Consider the following 22,876-nt stretch of genomic DNA (forward strand, 5'->3'; position numbering starts at 1 on the left):
CCGTCCCCGTCCTCACCCCTCGTGCCGAGAGAACACGCCATCGCCGCTGATGCCCGCGCCCCTCGCCCGTCGATCGCCATCGTCGGGGCCGGGGCCGCCGGCCTCATGGCTTCGATTCACGCTGCCGGTACTGGCCGCGAGGTCACGCTCTTCGAGCGGACCGCCGACGGAGGCCGCAAGATCCTGATATCCGGTGGCGGCCGCTGCAACGTCCTCCCCGGCACGCTCGACGAGACTCGTTTCACGACTGCATCATCGGGAAATTCGCTCCGGATGATCTTGCGCTCGTGGCCATTCAACGAGCAGCGCACCTTTTTCGAATCCGACCTCGGATTGCCACTGGTGCTCGAACCCGAAACCGGCAAGCTCTTTCCGGCGGCGAATCGGGCCCGCGCGGTCCGCGACGCGCTGGTTGCTGCAGCCAAGACCCGGGGCGTCGATTGGCAGCCAGATCGCGAGATCATTTCGATCGCACCGCACCAGGGTCGATGGCAGCTCACCGTTGCCGGCGGCACCACGTCGATGCACGACGCCGTCATTCTCACGACGGGCGGACTCTCGGTTCCGCAGACCGGTTCCGATGGTTTCGGGTTGCGTGCGCTTGCCGCGCTCGGTCACGCCGTGCATCCGACGTATCCGGCGCTGACGCCGATCACTGCGACACCGCCGCCGTTCGCCGATCTCGCGGGCGTCTCGCTGACCGTGGCGATCACCGCGCGTTCGCAGTCCGAGCGCGCGGATGCTACCGGCGGTTTCCTCTTCACCCATCGCGGCTACAGCGGGCCGGCGCTGCTTGATGTCTCGCACGTCGCAGTCCGGTCTCGACAGATGGGACATGACCCGGCACAGCTGCGCGTCAGCTGGGGCGCACTCCGCGCCGCCGACTGGGAACGACGACTGGTGCCGTCGGGGAAGACAGTTGCCGCCGTCGTCCGCGAGGAACTGCCGGCTCGTCTTGCCGATCGACTCATCGCGCTGACCGGGGTCGAAGGTTCCACGGCGCTGGCGCATCTGACCCGAGGCAACCGGCTGGCGCTGATCGAAACGCTCGGCCGCTTTGCCCTCCCGTGGGACGGCGACGAGGGCTACCGCAAGGCCGAAGTGACCGGCGGCGGTGTGGCGCTGGATCAGGTCGATCCGCGCACGCTGCAGAGCCGGCTCTGTCCGGGACTGTACCTTGCCGGAGAACTGCTGGATGCCTTCGGGCCGATTGGCGGCTACAATTTTGTCTGGGCGTGGGTCACCGGCCGCCTTGCCGGGCGGGGCGCCGGCGCCGCACTCACCTCATCTTCATGACCGTCATGCCCGACCAACTCCTCTTCCCGAAGACCTTCATGCGCGCATCCCATTGGATTCTCCTCACCGCCTGCTGCGCCACCCCGCTCGCGGCGCAGCAACACCTCACCACGCCGCAGGAAGCTCTCGGCCACATCATCGGCGCCGACTACTTCCTCCCCACGTACACCCAGCAGATGCGGTGGTGGGAGCAGCTGGCGAAGGAATCGAACCGGATGAAGCTCGACACGATCGGGCTCACCGCCGAAGGGCGGCCGCAACTGATGGCGATCCTGTCGAGTCCGGCCAACCTCGCGCGCCTCGAGGAGTACCGGAAGACGAGTGAGACGCTGGCGCACGGTCGCGTCGACTCCGCAACCGCGCGGCAGCTTGCCCAGAACGGCAAGTCGATCGTCTGGATCGATGGCGGCCTGCACGCCGATGAGGTGCTCGGCGCCAATCAGCTCCTTGAGCTGGTCTGGCAGATGGTCTCGATGAATGATCCCGAAACGCTCCGACTCCTGAACGACGACATCATCCTCGCCGTGCAGGTGAATCCCGACGGGATGGAGCTGGTCTCCGACTGGTACATGCGGAGTCCCGACTCGCTGCAGCGCCGTACCAGCGGCCTGCCGCGGCTGTATGAGAAATACGCCGGGCACGACGATAACCGCGACTGGTACCGCGCCGCGCTGCCGGAAACGCAGAATGGCGAGCGCGTGCAGTACCGCGAGTGGTTCCCTCAGATCATCTACAACCACCACCAGACCGGGCCAGCGGGGTCGGTGATGTTCACCCCGCCATTTCGTGATCCGTTCAACTACTACTTCGATCCGTTGATCCCCACCTCGCTCGATTGGGTTGGAATGGCGATTCAGCGGCGGTTCGCGGCGGAGCACAAACCGGGGATCGTCGACAAGAACTCCACCAGCTACTCGACCTGGTGGAACGGCGGCCTGCGCACTGCCGGATACTTCCACAATATGATCGGCATTCTCACCGAGGCGATCGGCAATCCAACGCCGCAGACGATCCAGATCGTCCTCCAGCGCCAGCTGCCGAGCGGCGACGGGATCTATCCGGCGCAGTGGGGGCCGTGGCACTTCCGCCAATCGATCGACTACTCGATGACCGCCAACCGGGCGATCCTCGACCTTGCCTCGCGCTATCGCGAGGATCTGCTCTTCAATTTCTGGCAGATGGGACGCAACTCGGTCCAGCGCGGCAGTACCGACACGTGGACCACCACGCCGAATACGATTGCCGCAGCGGAGAAGGCCGGCGGCGGAGCCGGTGAAGTCGCCGTCGCCGCCGACAATGTGCCTGCAGCGGGTGGCGGACGCGGCGGACGCGGCGGCAACCAGGAGGCGTACGCCAAGGTGTTGCGCGATCCGGCGCGCCGCGATCCTCGCGCGTTCGTCATCCCCGCCAATCAACCGGCGTTCGCGCAGGCGCTCGATTTTCTTCAGGCGCTGTCGTTCGCCGGAATCGAGATCGACAAGGCGACCGCCGATTTCACCATCGGCGGCAAGAGCTATCCCAAGGGCTCCTTCGTGGTGCAGTCGGCACAGGCCTTCCGTCCGCACGTCCTCGACATGTTCGAGCCGCAGTGGCATCCGATGGACCTGCAGTATCCCGGCGGCCCGCCGAAGCGCCCGTACGACAATGCCGGCTACACGCTGGCATTCCAGATGGGATTCTCGTTCGACCGGATTCTCGATCCGTACACCGCACCGCTGGGGCGGGTGACCGACGAGAAGATTGTTCCCGATCCGGTGACGTTCGCGACCAGGGGCAAGGGCTGGACACTTACTCCGGCGTCGATGGATGCGTTCCTCGCGGTGAACCGCCTCATCAAGGCGAAGCAGCGTGTCGAACGCCTTGCCAGCGGTCAGTTCTTCGTGCCGGCGAGTACGGAGAGTGCGTCGATTCTTGGTCAACTTGCGCACGATCGCGCGTTGAGCGCGTCATCGGTCACGACACCGTTGCACGGGACGCCGGTCAGGGCGCTCCGCGTCGGACTCGTGGATCGATACGGCGGCTCGATGCCTTCGGGGTGGGGACGCTGGATCCTCGAGCATTACGAGGTTCCGTTCACCCGCGTCTTCGCTCCACGACTCAACGCCGGCGACATCGCCAGGGATTTCGATGTGCTGGTCTTCTATGACGGCGTCCCCGTCGCGGCCAGCGGGGGCCGGGGCGGCGGTCGTGGCGGCCGCAATGGTGGTGGCGGCGCTGCCAGCATTCCCGACGAGTATCGCGACGAGATCGGCAACATGTCGGTCGATTCCACGATGCCGCAGCTCAAGACCTTCCTTGAACACGGCGGCCGGATCATCGCGATCGGACGGAGCGGTGTCGATCTCGCGCAGGACCTGGGCCTGCCGGTCACCAACCAGGTGGCCGGCCTTTCTCCCGACAAGTACTACATCCCCGGCTCGATCCTGCAGGTCGCCGTCGATACGACGCAACCTGCTGCAGCCGGCGCGCTGCCGACCACCGATATCTTCTTCGACAATTCGCCGGTACTGCACCTCGGTGCTGACGCCGCCGCAAAGGGTGTGAAGAAGATCGCGTGGTTCTCCGTCCCCGAGCCGCTCCGCTCGGGATGGGCGATTGGACAGAACTATCTGCAGGATGGCGTGGAGATGGCGTCGGCGGACGTCGGTGCGGGAACGGCGTACTTCTATGCACCAGAGATGACCTTCCGCGCGCAACCGGAAGGCACGTTCAAGTTCCTGTTCAACCTTTTCTATGGAGCCGAGACGGGAAAGAAATAGCGGCTATAACATGGCTCGCAGCGGCAGTGACGTTGCTGCTGCGAGCCGGGTCACGATGAGAGGTGTCCGAACACGACATCCACCCGCACCACGATCATCGCATTCATCTTCAGCACCCCGAGCATCTTGCTCAGGCCGCCGATCCCGTAATCCTTGAGGTTGAGCGGTGTCGCGCCACGGAACCGCGCTCCAGCCGGGGACACCCACGCCCAGCCCGGAATCGCGGCCTGGCGCGTTTCACCGTGGATGGTGAATCGGCCATGCAGCGTCACGGCGCTGGAATCCGGTCGCACCTCACCCGCGGCGACGCTGTCGAGATCGAAGCGGATCGTCGGATACTTCTCGATTTCGAGCGAGCTCGCCATGTCGCGATCGCGGTGGCCGTTGCTGGTCGACAACGACTTCGACGGCGCCTCGACCGACCCGCGCACGCCACTGAGTGACGCCGCCCCCTGCATCGCGCCGGACATCGTCGTCGTGGTACCCGTGAACGGGCCAAGTGAGGCCTTGGCATCAAACGCCAGCGTCCCCTTGGTGAGCGGCGCGCTGGGAATTGTCTGTGCCGCGATACCGCGCGTCGGCACGCCCAGGGCGCCCGCCACCAGCATCAACCCCCACCCGGCCCGTTTCATGTGCGCCCGAGCCGGGTCCGCAGCACGACTCGCGCACTGACCGCGTCCTGCGGCGTGGAATAGACCTCACCGGTGACGCTCGACGAACCAATATCGAGCGTCACGCCGCCGAAGAGCGCCACTCGTTCGAGATTGACCTGCACCTGGCGATTGTCCGTCGACCCCTCCGCGTTAGTGAAATCGACCTCGAATCTCGGCCGCATCCAGGTGTACCCGGCGCCGACATACGGATGGATCCGGCCGCCGCCGGCGCCGACCACCGCCTCGGCACCGAACAATCCCGGCTGCCAGCGATCATCGGACCGCGTGCCACCAAAACATTCGCTCGCCGGATCGGTCAGCTCGGCATCGGGACAGGTGACCGGCGCACGCAGCGATCCGAACACCGCATCAGCGCGAAGACCGAGAAACCACGAGCCGCCGAGCGGATGGGCATGTTCGACCGCAACACCGACGAGATTCGCCTTGACCTGATCGACGACGATCGGCGGTACCCAGGATACTTCGAATTGCAGCGAGCGCCACCCGATCGACACGCGCGGCCGAGTCAGGCCGGGAATCGGGTTGGTGTTTTCCGGTCCCTTGTCGGGCCGGCACGCCGTCGGAGTGGCGTCGACCCGGTCAACCGTCGGGAGTGACGCCGCCTCGAGGCCGATCGAGATGCCGTGCGAATGCATCGGCGCCTCGGCTCCCGAAAAAGTGACCGGCACCGAGAGAATCGCGAATGTCTTCGCTTCGTGCGAATCGCTCGGCGGCAGGCAGATATCCTGCGCCGCCAGTGCCGCGGCCATCATGACAGCCATTGTCCCGGTCAACGTGATCAGCCGGATCATCATACTTCCTTTCGTCGCGGTCCGCATGATAAATGACGGCATTCACACTACCGTGCGCCATCGTCCCGACCAATCCCTGCTATCGACGATCAATGAATGGTCCGACGCGACGAACCGTCCGGGCCCGTTATGTTCTCGCATGGCTTCGATCGCTCTTCTCGGTGTTCCGCTCGACCTGGGCGCCTCGCGGCGTGGGGTCGAGATGGGTCCGTCGGCGGTCCGCCTGGCGCGCCTTGCCGCGCGACTCGAACAGCTGGGGCACAGCGTGGTCGATACCGGCGACGTGGCGGTGCCGACGCGCGAAACGCTCGGCCACGAACACGGCATCGATTTCCTGCCGGTGATCACGGACGTCTGCCGCGACGTTGCGCACCGCACGGCGGAGCTCGTGCGCAATCGGCAGATACCGCTGGTACTTGGCGGCGATCATTCCCTCGCGGCGGGGTCGGTTGCCGGCGTGGCGACTGCGATCGCGGAGCGCGGTAAGCGCGTCGGCTTGATCTGGCTCGACGCGCACGCCGACCTCAATACCCCGGCATCGACGCTCAGCGGCAACGTGCATGGCATGCCGGTCGCGCATCTGATCGGACATGGCGACAGCGCACTCGCGTCGCTGTCGACGGCGCGCCCCGCCGTGCTGCCGGAACACGTGGTGATCATCGGTGCGCGCGATCTCGATCAGGCCGAGCGCGTCCACGCGCGTGAGTTCGGAGTGTCGATCTACACCATGCGGGATCTTGACGAGCGGGGGATGCGTTCAATACTCGGCGAGGCGATCGAACGAGTGAGCGGTGCAGCAGGCGGTATTCATGTCTCACTCGACCTCGACTTCGTCGACCCGAGAGAAGCACCCGGCGTCGGGACGCCCGTTCGCGGCGGCGCCACCTTCCGGGAAGCGCACCTGGCGATGGAGACATTGTGGGACACCGGGCGACTGGTGGGCGTCGACCTGGTCGAGGTCAACCCGGTGCTCGACGAAGTGAACCATACGGCGGAATTGGCGGTCGGGTTGATGGCGAGTGCCTTCGGCCAGCGGATTCTCTGAGCCAACCCGCGCACGATCCGACGTTGCCGTTGCAGATTGCTACATATACTTGGGTAGACGGAACGGCGGTCCGAGACTAGAATCTCCCGCACGCTCCACCCGAAACGCCTTGCTCTGTGAGACGACGTGACCCTGCCCCGCCGCACACCGATTTTTGCGCTCGCGATCGCGCTGATCGCCGGGTCGGTGTCAATGGCGCGGGCGCAGGACCCGGGATTCTCCTCCAATGAAAAGCCGTTCGCGACGATCTCACGGATGCTGATGAATCAGCCTGCCCGTGACTCGCTCGTCGAGCTCGCGCGTTCGCAGGTTGGCGTGCGGTACAAGTGGGGCGCGCAGACGCCGGGCAAGGCGTTTGACTGCAGCGGGCTGGTGCAATGGCTCATGGCGAAGTTCGACCTGGATCTCCCGCGCACCTCGCGTGAGCAGGCAAAGGAAGGGATCGCCATTCCGCGCGATTCCGCAGCGCTGCTCCCGGGCGATCTCCTCTTCTTCGGCCGCGGCCGCCAGATCTCGCACGTGGGGATCTATGTCGGCGACGGCAAGTACGTGGCCGCAGCAAGCCGCCGCAAAGGGGTCGTCGAAGCTTCGCTCCCCACGGGAAGGGCCGCCACGACGTGGTGGAAGGCGGTGCGCCGCATCTTTGTTCACGACTCGTCGAATCTTGTGCCGCACGATTCTTCCGGACAGGCTTCCGGCGCGTCGTAATCTCGCCGGCATCCTGCCGGCGGTTCAGCGTTCCATCGTCATCCAGGTCAGCAGCGCCGCGACGCCCAGCGTGACGGCACCACCCACCGCTTCCATCGGGCGGTCGCGGACCACGATCACCAACGTCCAGAGCGAGAAGGCCGCAAAGAACAGCGGCGTCCACGGATAGCCCCACACGCGATACGGGCGCGGCAATGCCGGCTCGCGTCGCCGCAGCACGATGACGCCCACCACCGCGAGCACGGTCGACAGCGTCAGCGTGAAGCCGGCGTAGGTGAGTACCCCTGCAAACGAATTGGTGAGCACGAATGCAAGCGCCAGTGCGCCCTGCAGCAGAACCGCGCGCCGCGGACTTCCGCCGCGGGACCGGTGTGACAGCAACCGAAGCGGTGGCAGATCGTTTGCCATCGCTTCGATGACCCGTGGTCCCGCGAGGGTCATGGCGCTGATCGTCGAGACGAGCAGCAGCGCAATCAGCCCACTCATCACCTTCCCGCCCGACGGACCGAGGACGTGACCGGCCACGATCGCACCGACTTCGACCTGCCCGGCGAGATCGGCGATCGACGTCGTGCGCAGGAAGACCCAGTTGATCGCGAGATAGAGCGCCATCACGGTCAACGTGCCGATCACCAGCGAGCGCGGGACGTTGCGCTCGGCTTCGACCACTTCGGCCTGGAAGTACGCCGACGCGTTGAAGCCGGAATAGGCGTACGACACGAAGATCAGCGACAGCGCGAACGGGCCGCTCGCGACTGCCCCCCACGACGTGGCGTGGGGCGCGAAACTGAGCGAGCTCCCGCGACCAAACCAGAGTCCCGCGGCGATGAACGCGATGATCAGCAGTACCTTGAGCGTGGTCACCACGACCTGCACCTTGCCGCCCACCGCGGGCGCGAGGAGATGCACACCGGTGGCCGCGAGGATCGCGATGATGCCGAGGGTCTGCGCCTGCACGCCGACGAGCGGCCCAGCGTACCGGCCGAGCGCGATGGCGGCGAGCGCCACCGGAGCAGCGAATCCTGCGACGATCGAGACCCAGCCGGCGACGGCGCCGACGGCAGGATGGTAGATCCGGCCGAGAAAGCGGTATTCGCCGCCCGAGCCGCCAATCGCGGCCGCCAGTTCGCCGTAGCTCAGCGCCCCGGCGAGCGCGATCAATCCGCCGACCAGCCAGAGTGCCAGCAGCGCGAAACCATCGCCGGTTTCCTGGACCTGCAGGCCGAGGGTGGTGAAGACGCCGGTGCCAATGATGTTGGCAATGACAACGGCGAGCGCGGCGGCGAAGCCCAGCGGGCGGCGGGATGGCGGCATGGTCACGAGGCGGCGATAATGAAGGTAAGCGTTTTTCCGCTGCCAAACCCACCAACGACCAGGCCCCGCGCATGAATCCGACCACGCTCGACTGGAGCATCGTCGCAGCCTCGATCGTCATCTGCTTCATTCCCGCCCTCTTCTATCTCCGCAAGGGGAGCGCCAATACTGCCGAATTCTTCACGTCGGGCCGGGCAGCGCCCTGGTGGTTGATCGGCGTCTCGATGGTCGCGACGACCTTCAGCACCGACACGCCGAACCTCGTCACCAATTTCGTCCGCACCGGCGGCGTTGCGAGCAACTGGCAATGGTGGGCGTTTCTCCTCACGGGCATGGCCACGGTCTTCTTCTTCGCACGACTCTGGCGCCGCAGCGGTGTGCTCACCGACCTCGAGTTCTACGAACTGCGCTACAGCGGCCGCGCCGCCACGTGGGTTCGCGGCTTCCGCGCCATCTATCTCGGACTGGTGTTCAACTGCTTCATCATGGCGACAGTCAATCTCGCCGCGGCAAAGATCGCCAACATCGTGCTCGGCTGGCCGATGTGGCAGACGCTGCTGATCTGCGCGATGCTGAACGTCGTCTTCGCCACGATCTCCGGCTTGTGGGGCGTCCTGGTCATCGACTTCATCCAGTTCGGCGTGGCGATGACCGGCGCGTTCGCGGTGGCGTACTTCGCGCTCAAGCAACCGGCAGTGGGCGGACTGCATGGTCTGATGACTCACCTTCCTGCACGCACCATCTCGCTGCTCCCCGACTTCAACGATTGGCAGGCGACGCTCACGCTCTTCATCATCCCGCTCACCGTGCAATGGTGGTCGGTATGGTATCCGGGTGCCGAGCCCGGCGGCGGGAGCTACATCGCGCAGCGGATGCTGGCGGCGCGCACCGAGGCCGATGCACTCGGCGGGACGCTCCTCTTCAATGTGGCGCATTACGCGCTGCGTTCGTGGCCGTGGATCGTGGTGGCGCTGGCGTCGATCATCATCTTCCCGACCCTCGATTCGATACGGACCACCTTCCCCAATGTCGATCCGCGCCTGGTCGGGCACGACATGGCGTATCCGGCGATGCTCAAGTTCCTGCCGCACGGCTTCCTCGGCCTCATGCTCGGCGCGATGGAAGCGGCGTACCGGTCGACGATCATGACGCACCTCAACTGGGGCTCGTCGTATCTGGTGCACGATTTCTGGCGGCGATTCGTGCGCAAGGATGCCAGTGAGCGGCACTACGTCTTCATGGGACGGCTCTGCACCGCGATGCTGATGGTGCTGGCCGCGTTGCTCACGTTTGTGCTCGACAATGCGCAGCACGCGTTCCAGCTGATCCTCTCGATCGGCGCGGGAACCGGTCTCCTTTATCTGCTGCGCTGGTTCTGGTGGCGGATCAATGCATGGGCGGAAATCACCGCCATGGCGGCGTCGTTCATCGTGGCGCTGGGCTTCTTCATCGCGCAGCGCGACGGCAGCTCCGTGTCGGCAACCACGGCCCTCCTCACCACCATTGCGGTGACAACGGTTGTCTGGCTGCTCACCACCTGGTTTGGCCCGGCAACCGATCGAGCCACACTCCTGGCGTTCTACCGCAAGGTGCGGCCGGCCGGCCCCGGCTGGCGGTCGATCCGAGCCGAGGCTGGGGTCGGTCCCTCGCCCGATTCGCTGCCGCAGGCGTTCCTGGCGTGGATCTGCGGATGCTTCATGGTCTACGGCGCGCTCTTCGGCACTGGCTCACTCCTGTATGGACACACCCGGACCGGCGCGTTCTGGATCATCGTCGGCGTGGCCGGCGCCGGCGGGCTGCTGCGAATGTGGCCCTCGCTCTGGGGCCCCCGCGCCCCGGCGATCGACGAGGGCAGTCATCGCGCCGCGGTGTGATAGATTTGGCCCGGTTTCTCTCCTCATGATCCGGAGTTGGCAGTGCGCGTCCCGTCCGTGATTGGCGCGGCTTTCCTCGCGTCGTTGACCGTCCTTCCGCTCGCCGCGCAGAACCCGCGACGCGGCACCACCGACACATCGCGTCACGCCGATACGGCGCGCGCACGCCGCCCCGATTCGACCCGCAACGACAGCGCGCGCGGACCGGCAGATTCCACCGCGGGCGGCGGCGGCGCTGGCCGAGGCGGACTTGCCGGGGCGATCGCGTCGATCATCCGGCCGCGGCTGATCGGCCCCGCGATGATCAGCGGACGCGTGGTCAGCATCGCGGTCGATCCACGGAACCCGGCGGTGATCTATATCGGCGCGGCATCCGGCGGCGTCTGGAAGACCGAAAACGGCGGCGCGAGCTGGACGCCGATCTTCGACCGTCAGAGTTCGTATTCGATCGGCGTCGTGACGCTCGACCCGCACAATCCGTCGGTCGTGTGGGTCGGCACCGGCGAGAGCAACTCGCAGCGCAGCGTCAGTTACGGCGATGGCGTGTACCGCTCCGACGACGGCGGCCGCACCTGGCGGCGGATGGGTCTGGAGAAGTCGGAGCACATCGGGCGGATCGTCGTCGACCCCCGCAACAGTGATGTGGTCTACGTCGCGGCGCTGGGGCCGCTCTGGTCGGACGGTGGCGATCGCGGTCTCTACAAGACGACCGACGGCGGCAAGACGTGGAATGCGGTCCTCACCATCAGCGATCGCACCGGCGTCACCGACGTCGCCCTCGACCCGCGCAACCCCGATATCCTCCTCGCCGCCACCTATCAACGGCGGCGTCATGTCTGGACGTTGATCGATGGCGGCCCGGAGAGTTCGTTGCAGCGCTCCACCGACGGAGGCAAGAGCTGGCGCAAGGTCACATCGGGAATTCCGGGTGGCGACCTCGGTCGTATCGGCATCGCGGTCTCCCCCGTCGATCCCGACGTGATCTACGCCACGGTCGAAGCCGACAGCAGCTCGGGCGGCATCTTCCGTTCGACTGACGACGGCGTGACATGGGAGAAGCGCTCGCCGTACACGGCGCAACCGATGTACTACGCCGCACTTGTCGCCGACCCATTCAACGTACAGCGGCTCTATTCGATGGATGTGTCGACGCAGGTCTCCGATGACGGCGGCGCCACATGGCGCGGTCTCGGCGAGCGCTCCAAGCACGTCGACAATCACTCCCTCTGGGTCGACCCGAAGAACGCCGATCACTATCTCAACGGAAACGACGGTGGCCTCTACCAGAGCTGGGACGCCGGCAAGACGTGGATCTACTTCGCGAATCTTCCGCTGGGACAGTTCTACGACATCGATGTCGACCATGCGTCGCCGTTCTATCATGTCTGCGGCGGCACACAGGACAATTCGTCGGTGTGCGGCCCCGCGGCGACGCGGAGCAGCACCGGTATCCTGAACACCGACTGGTTCGTCACCGTCGGCGGCGACGGGTTCGTGTCGCGAATCGACCCGAAGGATCCCAACACCGTCTACGGCGAATCACAGAACGGAGGGATGGAACGCGTCGAACTCTCGACCGGAACGTCGGTCGGCATCCAGCCGCAGGTCGCGCAGGGCGAGGACCCGTCGCGCTGGAACTGGGACACCCCGATCATCATTTCGCCGCACTCGCACACGCGTCTCTACACGGCCTCACAGCGCCTCTATCGCAGTGACGACCGAGGCGACACCTGGGTGCCGGTATCGCCGGACCTGACGCGCAAGGTCGATCGCAATGCGCTTCCGGTGATGGGCAAGGTGTGGGGGCCCGACGCGGTGGCGAAGAATCAATCCACCGCGTTCTACAGCAACGTCAGCGCGATTGCAGAGTCGTTCGGACAGGAAGGGCTGCTCTACGTCGGCACCGACGACGGTCTCATCCAGGTGAGCGAGGACGGCGGCAAGAACTGGCACAGCATCAGCTCCTTTCCTAGTGTCCCGGCCAACACGTATGTGCAGCGGATCGTGGCGTCGCCCACGGACGCCAAGACGGTCTATGTCGCGTTCGACAATCACAAGGACGGTGATTTCACTCCCTACCTGCTCAAGAGCACCGACGCCGGTCACACATGGACGTCGATCGCCGGCGACCTGCCGCACCGCGGCGGTGTCTATGCGATGGCGCAGGACTCCGTCGATCCGAAGCTGCTCTTTTCCGGTACCGAATTCGGCGCCTACTTCAGCCAGGACGCCGGCGCGCACTGGATCAAGATCCCGGGGCTTCCCACCATCATGGTGCGCGACATCGCAATCCAGCGCGACCATGACGATCTCGTTCTCGGCACGTTCGGCCGGAGCATCTACGTCGTGGACGACTACTCGCTGCTGCGCACGATCAACGCGGACGCGTTGCGGCAGACCATTGCGACCTTTCCGATTCCGGATGTGACTCCAATGGCTCGCCGGGGACAGTTCGGGGGCGGCGGCAAGGGGAATCAGGGCGAAGCGATCTACGTGGCGCAGAATCCTGCGAGCGGTGCACGCATCACGTACTCGCTCCGCGAAGCGATGTTCACATCCCTGCGCGACAAACGGCTGCAGGCGGAGCGCGACGCCGAACGCCAGGGGGAGCCGATCGCCTATCCCACACCGCAGGAGTTCCTCGCCGAAGCCGACGAGGAGCCCGTGACGCTGGCGGCATCGATCGCCGACGCGAAAGGGGCAGTCTGGCGCGTGATGTCGATTCCGGCAACGCGCGGCGCCCACTCGGTCACCTGGGATCTTCGCGGTTCGACGGAGACGCCAGCCGATCCCGGTCCGGCAGCCGGCGGCGGCGGTGCTGGCGGGCGCGGCGGCCGTGGAGGCGGGGGCGGCGGTGCGGGAGGTGGTGGTGGCGAGGGCGGCGCCGGAGGAGGCGGAGGGTGCAACGGGTGCACCCAAGTGCCGCCCGGCAAGTACACCGTAACGATCGGCAAGCGCGAGAAGGGGGCGTTTTCGCCGCTCGCGTCGCCGGTGTCGTTCGCCGTGCTCCCGGATCCGTCTGCACCGCTGGGCGATGCGCAGATCGCCGCGAATTTCGAATTCCGGAAGAAGGAGTCGACGCTGTCGCGGCAAATTTCCGAAGCGATTGATGCAGCCACCGCGGCCAAGACCAAGTCAGTAGCGATCGTGCGCGTGCTGAACGAGATGCCGGCGGCGCCGAAGGCGCTCGTCGAACAGGCACGGAGCGTCGATCAACGGCTGACCGAAGCGCTTCGCGCCCTGCGCGGCGACGAGGTCAACGCGGCGCGCGGCGAACAAGTCCCGGTCTCGATCGAAACGCATATTCGCAACGCGTCGCCAAGCGGGACGTGGGGACCGACGCACACCGATATCGAGCAGTACAACATCGCGGCCGCGGCCTTCCCGCCGGTATATGCCAGGATCAGGCCGATCCTCACTACCGAAATTCCGGCGATCGAAAAGGAACTCGAGCGACTGGGCGCTCCGGCCACCCCCGGTCGCATTCCGGACATCGGCCCCTGATCGCCCGATGATCAGCTGCACGACGGCGGTGGTTCTCGCCGCCGGCGTGGGAAGCCGGATGCGCCGTGACAACGGCGGCGCATCCCTCACCCCGGAGCAGGCAGCCGCCGCGAGCCTCGGCATCAAGGGGATGATCCCCGACTCGCGCGGCCGCCCGTTTCTCGATCACGTGCTCGGGTCGCTCGTCGAGGCCGGAATCGAATCGGTCGTCCTCGTCGTCGGCACCTCCCACGACCTGATCCGGAACCACTACACCACCACGCCGCCGCATCATCTCACCATCGAGTTCGTGGTGCAGCCGGCGCCCCGCGGCACCGCAGATGCAGTGCTCGCTGTCGAGCCGGTGATCCGCGATCGCGAATTCCTGGTCCTCAACGCCGACAATCTGTATTCGCGAGCATCGCTTGACGCGCTGGTGGCGCTCGGCTCGCCCGGACTGGTGGCGTTCGATCGCGAGCACCTGATCCGCAACAGCAATATCGAGGCGGAGCGCATCGCGTCGTTCGCGATCCTCACCCTCGGCCCCGGCAACGTGTTGCGCGGCATCATCGAGAAACCGTCGCTGATCGACCTCGCCGCGGCAGAGAGCCGCTGGATCAGCATGAACCTCTGGCGGTTCGACCGCGAGATTTTCGCCGCGTGCCGCGACGTCGCACTGTCACCCCGCGGCGAACTCGAGCTGCCGATCGCCGTCGGCCTCGCGGTCGACCGGGGGGCCGTCCTGCAAGCCATTCCGAGCACTGAGGGAGTCCTCGACCTGTCGAGCCGCGCCGATGTTGCGCACGTCGCGCGTCAGCTCGGCGATCGCGAGCTCCGGTTGTGACGCGCTGGACCGAACGCGCGACCACGATCGGCCTCTCGCCCGCCGGCGCCGCACTCGCCGCACAGCACTTCGCCGCGGTCGAGACGCGGTTCGCCGAATCGTTCGGCGACACGGCGGGTGCACGCGCATGGTGGGTCCCCGGCCGCATCGAGGTGCTCGGAAAGCACACCGACTATGGTGGCGGGCGCTCGTTGCTCTGCACCGTCGAGCGCGGATTTCATGTCGTCGCGGCCCCGCGCCGCGACGGCGTCGTCTGCCTCGCCGATGCGTCGACACGTTCGTCGCTGACCGCGTCGCTCGATCCCGCCACGCCGCAGCGCCCCGGCCACTGGAGTGATTATCCGATCAGCGTCATCCGGCGCGTTGCCCGCGACTTTCCCGGAGCGGCCACCGGGATGAATGCGGTGTTCAGCTCGTCGTTGCCCTCCGCCGCCGGCCTGTCGTCGTCAAGCGCTTTCGTCATCGCGACCTTCCTGCCGCTCGCGTCATTCAATGCCCTCTCGACCCGGGACGAGTGGCGGCGCACCATCACGTCACCCGACCTCCTCGCCGAGTACCTCGGTGCGGTGGAGAACGGGCGCGGCTTCGCGACCTTCGCGGCCGATCACGGCGTGGGGACGCAAGGCGGCAGCGAAGATCAGACCGCCATTCTTCGATCGATCCCCGGCGCGCTGCTGCAGTATCATTTTGTGCCGGTCACCGCCGAGGAAGTGGTCACAATGCCGCCCGGCTGGGTGTTCGCTGTTGCAGCGTCCGGGGTTCATGCGGCGAAGGGGGGCGCGGTCCAGTCGCGATACAATGCCCTCGCCGGCGAAGTGGCGGCGCTCCTGACGCACTGGCACCATCACACCGGGCGCGACGATCACTCGCTCTTCGCAGCGATGGGGAGCGATCCCGGCGCCGAGGATGCCCTGCTCCGGGCCCTCGGCGAAACCGGGATCGACCGCGACGGCGCGCTCCGCGGCCGGCTGCGACAATTCTGCGACGAATCGATGACCATTATCCCTGCGGTCGCCGGGCATCTGCGCCGGGGCGACGTGCTGGCGATCGGGTCCCTGGTGGCACGATCATTCGATCTCGCCCGGACCACCCTGCGCAACCAGGTCGCCGAGACCGACTTTCTGACCCGCGCAGCAACCGAGGCGGGGGCCGTCGCCGGGTCGCCGTTCGGCGCGGGCTTCGGCGGAAGCGTGTGGGCGCTGTTCCCGGTGGACGCCGCCAATCATGGAATCCAGCGCTGGCGGGCTGCGTACCTCGAGCGGTTCCCCACGCGCCGCTTGCACGCCGACTTCTTCGTCTCCCCGCCTGGCCCGCCCGCGGTGGAACTCCCCCCTCCGTGAGAGCGTTCTGCCGCGACTGTGCCTCTCCCTTGACTCCGCCTGCGGCGGGGCTATGCTGAGGCTTCCCCACGTGCCGGATACCGAATGAGCCAGCCAACCCGGGCCTGTCCGACCTGCAATACCCCCCTTCCCGGGATGGCGTCCTTTTGCTATGTCTGCGGCACCGCGACGCCAGCAGGCTTGCATCGCGAGACCGGCGAAATCGTCGCGACGACGACGCGTTCCGGGATCGGCCCCGTCGACCTGCTCCGCAAGCTGCAGCGCGCCCTCGGTCCCAGCTATGAATTGCAGGAACGGATCGGCGCCGGCGGGTTCGCCGAAGTTTTCCGCGCTCGTGATCTGCGCCTCAAGCGCGACCTCGCCGTCAAGGTGCTTCGCCCCGATCTCGGCCTCTCGCCCGAACTGTTGCAGCGCTTCCGTCGCGAGGCCGAAACGATTGCTACGCTGCGCAATGCCCACATCGTGCCGGTGTACGACATCGGCGAGGCCGAGGGACTCGCGTTCATCATCATGCCGATGATCGCCGGTGAGAGTCTCCGCGCGGTCCTTGATCGCGACGGCGCGATGCAACCCGCGGAAGTGCGCCGCATTCTCTCCGAGGCTGCACTCGGACTCGGCGCCGCGCATGACGCCGGCGTGATCCATCGCGACATCAAGCCGGAAAACATCATGCTGGAAGGGCGCGACAAGCGCGTCCTGCTGATGGATTTCGGCATCTCCAAAGCCGTCGGCGCCGCGTCGGATGGCGATCCCAGCGAGGCGCTCACCACGACCGGGATCATCATCGGCACGCCACAGTACATGAGTCCGGAGCAGGCGTGCGGCGACAAGACGATCGACGCCCGCAGCGATCAGTACTCGCTCGCGGTCGTCGGATATCGCATGCTGGCCGGCGGCCTCCCGTTCGAAGGCGAATCGACGCGCGCGGTCCTCTACCAGCAGCTGGTCGCCGAGCCGCCACCGCTCGCGACCAAGGTCGCCAATGTGCCGAGCGGCCTCGCCACGGCGATCCAGCGAGCGATGGCCAAGGAACCGGCGGAGCGGTTCGACACGATGCGCGATTTCGCAGCGATGCTCGAAACTGACAGCATCGAATCGGGGGTCGCGAGCACCGCGCCACACCGCGGCATGAACCGCACGCGTGTGTTCACCGTCGCGCTTGCAGCCGTGCTTCTCCTGCTGCTTGGCGACTGGTGGATCACGTCGCGAAACAAGGCTCCCGTCGTGCCGACGACGCCGGTGGCCGTGGCACTGCCTGCAGCGGCGCCGGATTCGGCGGCAACATCGACCAAGCCATCCGGTACACCCGCCACGACCACACCCGCGCCGGCACCCTCGACCGGGCGCGGAGCGAAGCCAGGATCCGGCACCACCCCGAACGGCAGCAAGGGCGGAATATCGCCGAGAGCGGCCGGCTCGACCGTCGCGGGGACGGCCGCGGCCCCACAGACCGGTCCATCCGCGTCGAATACTCCACCCGCCGGTGCCAACTCGTGTGCCAAGCTCGCCGCGGCGGCAACGTGGGCTGCAGCCGCACCGCAGTGCACCAGGGAAGCCACGGCGGGGAACGCCGCAGCCGAACGGATACTGGGCTCGATGTATGAGAACGGGACCGGCGTCGCCCAGAGCGCAACCGACGCAGTCACCTGGTACCGCAAGGCGGCGGCGACCGACGTCGAAGCGCAGTTCCTGCTGTCACACGTCCTCGAGGTCGGCCCCGCCAACGTCCGCAATGATGATGAATCGCTGATCTTCCTCCGCGAGGCGGCTGCCGGCGGCTTCCTGCGAGCCCAGCAGACCCTGGCCTATCGCCTGGAGAACGGCAGCGGCATCAAGAAGAACGAGACGGAGGCGGCGCTCTGGTATCGCAAGGCGGCCGAGCGCGGCGACGCAGGTTCAGAAGCAAAACTCGGCGAGTTCCTGGCCAGGGGCCGCGGCATCGACAAGAACGAAACCGAAGCGCTGACCTGGTTCACCAAGGCCGGTGATGCGGGCTCGGCCGAAGCAGCGTGGCAGGCCTCGCAGGCGTACTTCAAGGGGCACGGCACCGCGAAGAGCGATAGCGCGGGAATGGAATGGCTCAAGAAGGCTGCCAACCTGAAGCAACCTGATGCGGTGAAGGAATTGAAGAAGCGGACCGGCCAGTGATGCTGATCCACGAAAAAACGTCGAGCAGGAAAACCTTGTCCGGTTCCCTGCTCGACTCGTGTCATCGGGACGGCGGGATTTGAACCCGCGACCCCTGCAACCCCATTGCAGTGCGCTACCGGACTGCGCTACGTCCCGTCATGAGCGCCGCAATGATAGTCGAATCCACAGGACCGAGTAAGGGGCGCGTGGCCGATCCTCTTCCGCTGCACGCAGTGATCGATCGCGGGTCCGGCGACGGGCCGATCATCGTTCTCCTCCATGGCCGCGGCAGCGATGAACGCGATCTCGAACCACTCGGTCGCATGCTGCATCCCGACGCCACCGCCGTCTCGATTCGAGCGCCATTTCCGGCAGCGCCATGGGGCTACGGGCCGGGGTACGCCTGGTATCAGTTTCTCGGCGGTACCACGCCCGACTCGGAATCATTCGAGCACGGCCAGGAAGCGCTCGCAGCGTTCCTTGCCGTATTGCCGGCGCACCTCGGCCGTCACGATGTTCCGGTCATTCTTGGCGGATTCTCGCAAGGCGGGACATCGTCGCTGGCGTATGTGATGCGGCACCCCGGTGCGGTGCACGGCGTCATGGTCTTCTCGGGGTTTCTCGCCGATCATCCGTCCGTCGAAGTCACCGCCGAACGCGTCGGATCAACACCGATCTTCTGGGGCCACGGAACCGCAGACAGCGCGGTGCCATACGACGCGGCCGAAGCGGGCTGGCGGACGCTACGCGCCGCTGGCGCCAGGTTGGAAGCGCACACCTACACGGGGATGTCTCACACCATCAGTGAAGTGGAACTGCGCGATGCTGCGGTCTGGCTCGATGGAGTGCTGAGGGATCCAACGGAAAGCGGCGCCTCAAGGTAGAGGCGCCGCTTCATTGTGCCGGGTGGGCGCGGTCAGAGCCACTGGTCAGATTTGAACTGACGACCGCTCGATTACGAATCGAGTGCTCTACCCCTGAGCTACAGTGGCAGTGTCACCTGCATGCCCTGGCGCGGATTCGAACCGCGACGCCTTGCGGCACTACCCCCTCAAGATAGCGTGTCTACCAGTTTCACCACCAGGGCGTGGCGCGGGTCAGTATAGCGCGCACGCCCGATGGGGTCAACGTGCCATCAGAAGCGACGCCCTGATTGGAGCGTGAGCGAAAGACCAACGTACAGGAACCGCTCGGACAAGGTTTCGTCGCCGGCGTGGGGGTAACTCGCCTGGTAGAAATCGATCACCGGACCGACCGCGACGTGCGGCGTCAGCGCGAACTCCCATCCCGCACCGATGTTGCCGATGAATCCGTTTTCGGTCACGCCCGTTCCGTCGTTGAAATCGGTGGTGCTCCACCCCATGCCGAGGCCGCCCTTGAGATAGAGCCCGTCACGCCGAGACGGATAGAACTGCCCGCTCAGCAGCAAGCCGACGGTCCGCTCGGTATTGGGGCCGTTGTCGGCGCTCCAGCCGAAGAGTTCTCCCCCGAGCCGGACGTTGCGGGAAGGCGTACCGCCAAGGCGCAGCTGGAACGAGGGAGAGGTGATCGATTTGCGCCACGTGTCGTCGGATGGAATGGCGTTTCCGTCGGGATCGAGAATCGCGCACGGCTCCGTTTCGAACTTGCACTGTTCACTGCCAGCGCCAACCGAGCCGGTGAAGTAGAGACCGGCGCGTACCGGGCGTGGCGGCAACTCGACGAGCCCGCGATCACGCCGCTGGGCTTGGAGTGCCGAGGCGGATCCAGCCATCAGAATGACAAGGGCGAGATATTTCGGGTTCGGTCGCATGATGTCTCCTCTGTACAGGTGCCAACGTTAGACGAGCGGAAGGTTCCCGGCCCCACTACAGCAGGCGACATGCCATTAGGCTATGTTGTGAAGTCGCAATGCTTTATCCTGAAAATCGCCTCTGACGGGGCGTCAGGATTGTCCTCTCCAAGGGTCACGATTGTCTGGATTCCGACGTTTTTTGATGATCGCCGCTTCGCTCGGCATGGCCGCGGTGACGATTTCCCTCGGCCGCTGGCAGCTGCGCCGCCTCGCCGGCCGGAAGGCAAGCAACGCAGTCTTCCTGGCGGCGCAGGCAGAATCGCCGATTCATCTCCCGCAGGACCTCTCGCCGGGTATTGCGATCGATTCAGGACGGCGCATCGTCGCACGGGGAACGTTCGATGTCGCGCGTCAGCTACTGCTGCGCGGGCGGGTGCAGAACGATGCGCCGGGACTCGAGGTCGTGACGCCGCTGGTGCTGCAAGGCGACAGCACGGTCCTTTGGGTTGTTCGAGGATTTGTGGGATCACCCGATGCGGCGACGCCGCCGGACTCGATCCCCGCGCCAGGCAGCGGTGAAGTGACGGTGACGGGGGTGGCCTTCGCCATTCCACGCGCTGCCGACAGCGGACGGCCGCTCGTGCATAACGGCGTCAGCACCTGGCAGCGGCTCGATCAACGCGTCACGCATGCCCGCGCGACCGGTTCACTCGACGTCGATCTCCTCCTTGCGGGCGACACGACCGGTCCGGGGAAATTGGCGACGATTCCATTGCCGGAGATCAGCAACGGACCGCATCTCAGCTACGCGATTCAATGGTTCGGGATGGCCTTCGCCGTCCTGCTCTTTCCGGTGATCATCCTGTGGCGAGAGCGGCGGGCCGCAACGACGGCGCCCTAGTGCCGCCGCACGACCTCGGCCAGCGCCACCCCTTCGACCTGCTCAAGCGGTGCGATGCCGAGAAGGGACGCCAGCGTGGGCGCAATGTCGACGGTCCGCACAACGCGGTCGATTCGCGCCGCCCGCTCTCCCGGCACGCGGAAGAGCATCGGCACCGTGACGTCGTCCGGATTGGTCGTGCCATGGGTCGTTCCATCGCTGCTGCCGCTGAATATCCAATGTGGGTTGGCACTCACCGCCACGACCCACGAGAACTCGGGCGGGAGCTGCCGGCGCCAGCGCATCAGGTCGAGATCATCACGCGACCCCGCCGCCAGCGTGCGGGGCGTGTATACCCGCCGCACCCCAGGAAGCTTCGCGATCGAGGCGGCGAGGGCGGTGGCGATCGAGTCGACGTTCGCACCGCGTGCACCCAGCGAGTCGAAGTTGCCGAAGATCAATCCTGCCTCGGTCGAGGCGCGCAGGCCGGGGTAGCCGTGGGACTGACTCCAGGCGTTGAGTGCGCGGACCTGTGGAACGAGGTTGAGTCGACCTCCCGCGCCGGCCTCGGGGAACTCGGTCCCGCCGTGGTCCGCGGTCAGCGTGATGATCACCCGATCGAGCGGGACGACGGTCGCGAGTGAATCGAAGAAATGGCCGAGCCATCGATCGACGTTGAGCACATGGTCGTGCATCTCGCGCGACCCGGGCCCCCATTTGTGACCGACGGCATCGGTGGACGAGAGCGAGACCGATGCGAAATCGACCTCCGGCCCCTTCCCCAGTCGCATCGCACGAATGCCGGTGAAGAGCACATCGAGCGTGAGCGAATCCATCACCGAAAAATCCGGCAGGGCCTCGGCAGCGCCCGCCGAGTCCGCCGGAATCACGTGAGGGAAGAGGCGATCCTTGCCGCCGGCTTCGAACGGCCGGTCATCGGGTTCCGGGTACGAGGATGGATCGCGCGACAGCGTCCAGGACGTGCCCTTCAGGTGATCGACCGGATCGCGTGCATTCCAGGCGCGAAGCCACGCCGGAAGCGTGTCCGCGTAGTACGTACTGGTGGTGAAGCGACCCTGGGAATACCAGAACACTCCTGTGCGGGTCTTGCCCATAGGAAGAATGGCGCCGCGGTCTTTCCGCGAAACCGACAAAGACTTGGTATTGGGATCGCGTGCGAGCATCCAGTCCAAAAGCGTCGTACCAAGGAAGCGCCGGGGAGACGCGCCGGTCGCGGACGATCCGAGAAGCGGAGCGGACGCGTCGGGCACACCAAGCCCGTTGGTGACAATCCCGGTACGTGCCGGCGATCTACCACTCATCATGGTGGAATGGCCGGGCGCAGTTTCAGTGATGGCGTGGTCCTGCTCGCCGTGCGGGTAGAAAATCCCGCTGTGGAGCAGGAAAGCGAGGCCACCCGTGAACTGGTCCCGCCAGCGGTCAAGGTAGTCGGGGCGGAATTGGTCGATGGCAATGGCAAGAACCAGCCGCGGCCTGGATTGTTGTCCAATAAGGGGGAGCCATGGACAGGAAAGAGCTAACAGGGGCAGCAGGCGAATCGTCGTACGACGCATCGGGACCATCAGGTAGTCGGGGGTCGACATTAGAATTCTGGCGCAGCGGTCGCCAGAATAAAGGAGCCGCTGGGATGGAACGTAATACAAGGCAACGCGGGGCAATCCGGCGAGCGTTTCAGCGTGCCGACCGGCCCCTCGGCACCGGCGAGGTTCTGGAGCTGGCCCGATCGGAAGTCGGCGGTCTCGGGATCGCCACGGTCTATCGCAACATCCGGACACTGGTGGACGAGGGGTGGCTCACCACCGTCGAGTTGCCTGGTGAGGTTCCGCGCTACGAATTGCGCGGCAAGCCGCACCATCATCACTTTCGGTGTCGCAATTGCGACCGGGTTTACGAGGTAACGGGATGCGTTGGATCGCTCGACGAGCTGGTGCCCCCGGGATTCT

17 protein-coding genes and 3 tRNA genes are annotated in these 22,876 nt (G+C 66.0%); 12 read left to right on the forward strand and 8 right to left on the reverse strand.

All coding sequences use genetic code 11. The features are described 5' to 3' along the window. Positions 1-21: 21 nt before the first annotated feature. Together VGM20_07620 and VGM20_07625 are read left to right on the forward strand one after the other, a co-directional pair. Complete coding sequence (locus VGM20_07620) at positions 22-1,296, forward strand: aminoacetone oxidase family FAD-binding enzyme (GenBank protein HEY4100731.1); 1,275 nt, start codon at positions 22-24, stop codon at positions 1,294-1,296. Next, entirely contained in the window at positions 1,293-4,055 is a 2,763-nt protein-coding gene (locus VGM20_07625) for a M14 metallopeptidase family protein (protein ID HEY4100732.1), read from the forward strand. Before VGM20_07620 ends, VGM20_07625 begins: the two co-directional genes overlap by 4 nt. Positions 4,056-4,105: 50 nt before the next feature. Here the strand turns inward: VGM20_07625 and VGM20_07630 are convergent, their stop codons facing one another. Together VGM20_07630 and VGM20_07635 are read right to left on the reverse strand one after the other, a co-directional pair. Further along, a complete protein-coding gene (locus VGM20_07630; protein HEY4100733.1) occupies positions 4,106-4,687 on the reverse strand; it encodes a YceI family protein in 582 nt (193 codons plus the stop codon). Then, positions 4,684-5,520 carry a hypothetical protein gene (locus VGM20_07635; GenBank protein HEY4100734.1) on the reverse strand — a complete coding sequence of 279 codons (837 nt, stop codon included), beginning with the start codon at positions 5,518-5,520 and terminating at the stop codon, positions 4,684-4,686. Before VGM20_07635 ends, VGM20_07630 begins: the two co-directional genes overlap by 4 nt. A 139-nt stretch (positions 5,521-5,659) precedes the next feature. Here VGM20_07635 and rocF point away from each other — a divergent pair, with 139 nt between their 5' ends. Together rocF and VGM20_07645 are read left to right on the forward strand one after the other, a co-directional pair. Beyond that, the gene (gene rocF, locus VGM20_07640; protein ID HEY4100735.1) at positions 5,660-6,565 is read left to right on the forward strand and encodes an arginase; all 906 of its coding nucleotides are present in this window, start codon (positions 5,660-5,662) and stop codon (positions 6,563-6,565) included. Between the two features lie 126 nt (positions 6,566-6,691). Next, complete coding sequence (locus VGM20_07645; protein ID HEY4100736.1) at positions 6,692-7,273, forward strand: C40 family peptidase; 582 nt, start codon at positions 6,692-6,694, stop codon at positions 7,271-7,273. A gap of 24 nt (positions 7,274-7,297) precedes the next feature. Here the strand turns inward: VGM20_07645 and VGM20_07650 are convergent, their stop codons facing one another. Then, positions 7,298-8,587: an amino acid permease gene (locus tag VGM20_07650; GenBank protein HEY4100737.1), complete on the reverse strand. Its 1,290-nt coding sequence runs from the start codon at positions 8,585-8,587 to the stop codon at positions 7,298-7,300. A 71-nt stretch (positions 8,588-8,658) separates the two neighbouring features. Here VGM20_07650 and VGM20_07655 point away from each other — a divergent pair, with 71 nt between their 5' ends. From VGM20_07655 to VGM20_07675, 5 genes are all read left to right on the forward strand, one after another. Then, complete coding sequence (locus VGM20_07655) at positions 8,659-10,461, forward strand: sodium:solute symporter family protein (protein ID HEY4100738.1); 1,803 nt, start codon at positions 8,659-8,661, stop codon at positions 10,459-10,461. Positions 10,462-10,503: 42 nt separating this feature from the next. Next, complete coding sequence (locus VGM20_07660) at positions 10,504-13,965, forward strand: hypothetical protein (protein HEY4100739.1); 3,462 nt, start codon at positions 10,504-10,506, stop codon at positions 13,963-13,965. Between the two features lie 7 nt (positions 13,966-13,972). Next, positions 13,973-14,788 (forward strand): nucleotidyltransferase family protein, encoded by an 816-nt coding sequence (locus tag VGM20_07665; protein HEY4100740.1) that lies wholly within the window; start codon positions 13,973-13,975, stop codon positions 14,786-14,788. Further along, positions 14,785-16,128: a galactokinase family protein gene (locus VGM20_07670; protein HEY4100741.1), complete on the forward strand. Its 1,344-nt coding sequence runs from the start codon at positions 14,785-14,787 to the stop codon at positions 16,126-16,128. The genes VGM20_07665 and VGM20_07670 overlap by 4 nt, the downstream gene beginning before the upstream one ends. 135 nt (positions 16,129-16,263) lie before the next feature. Further along, on the forward strand, positions 16,264-18,276 hold the full coding sequence (locus VGM20_07675) for a serine/threonine-protein kinase (GenBank protein ID HEY4100742.1): 2,013 nt from the start codon (positions 16,264-16,266) through the stop codon (positions 18,274-18,276). A gap of 64 nt (positions 18,277-18,340) precedes the next feature. On the opposite strand, the gene VGM20_07680 is transcribed toward VGM20_07675, so the two are convergent. Beyond that, a tRNA-Pro gene (locus tag VGM20_07680) sits at positions 18,341-18,414 on the reverse strand. 50 nt (positions 18,415-18,464) lie between these two features. On the opposite strand from VGM20_07680, the gene VGM20_07685 reads away from it, so the two are divergent. After that, on the forward strand, positions 18,465-19,142 hold the full coding sequence (locus VGM20_07685) for a dienelactone hydrolase family protein (GenBank protein ID HEY4100743.1): 678 nt from the start codon (positions 18,465-18,467) through the stop codon (positions 19,140-19,142). A gap of 36 nt (positions 19,143-19,178) precedes the next feature. Here VGM20_07685 and VGM20_07690 read toward each other — a convergent pair. The 3 genes from VGM20_07690 to VGM20_07700 all read right to left on the reverse strand — a co-directional run bounded on the left by VGM20_07690 (position 19,179) and on the right by VGM20_07700 (position 20,050). Next, positions 19,179-19,250, reverse strand: a tRNA-Thr gene (locus tag VGM20_07690). 13 nt (positions 19,251-19,263) lie between these two features. Then, a tRNA-Leu gene (locus VGM20_07695) sits at positions 19,264-19,345 on the reverse strand. A 48-nt stretch (positions 19,346-19,393) separates the two neighbouring features. Further along, entirely contained in the window at positions 19,394-20,050 is a 657-nt protein-coding gene (locus tag VGM20_07700; GenBank protein HEY4100744.1) for an outer membrane beta-barrel protein, read from the reverse strand. A gap of 184 nt (positions 20,051-20,234) precedes the next feature. Here VGM20_07700 and VGM20_07705 point away from each other — a divergent pair, with 184 nt between their 5' ends. Next, entirely contained in the window at positions 20,235-20,933 is a 699-nt protein-coding gene (locus VGM20_07705) for an SURF1 family protein (GenBank protein HEY4100745.1), read from the forward strand. Here the strand turns inward: VGM20_07705 and VGM20_07710 are convergent. Beyond that, complete coding sequence (locus tag VGM20_07710; protein HEY4100746.1) at positions 20,930-22,516, reverse strand: alkaline phosphatase family protein; 1,587 nt, start codon at positions 22,514-22,516, stop codon at positions 20,930-20,932. The two genes, VGM20_07705 and VGM20_07710, sit on opposite strands and share 4 nt — an antisense overlap. A 44-nt stretch (positions 22,517-22,560) precedes the next feature. Between VGM20_07710 and VGM20_07715 the strand changes: the two genes are divergently transcribed. Beyond that, on the forward strand, positions 22,561-22,876 hold a 316-nt coding region (locus VGM20_07715), incomplete at its 3' end, for a transcriptional repressor (GenBank protein HEY4100747.1).

The sequence above is a fragment of the Gemmatimonadales bacterium genome, assembly GCA_036500345.1.
Taxonomy (GTDB): Bacteria; Gemmatimonadota; Gemmatimonadetes; order Gemmatimonadales; family GWC2-71-9; genus Palsa-1233.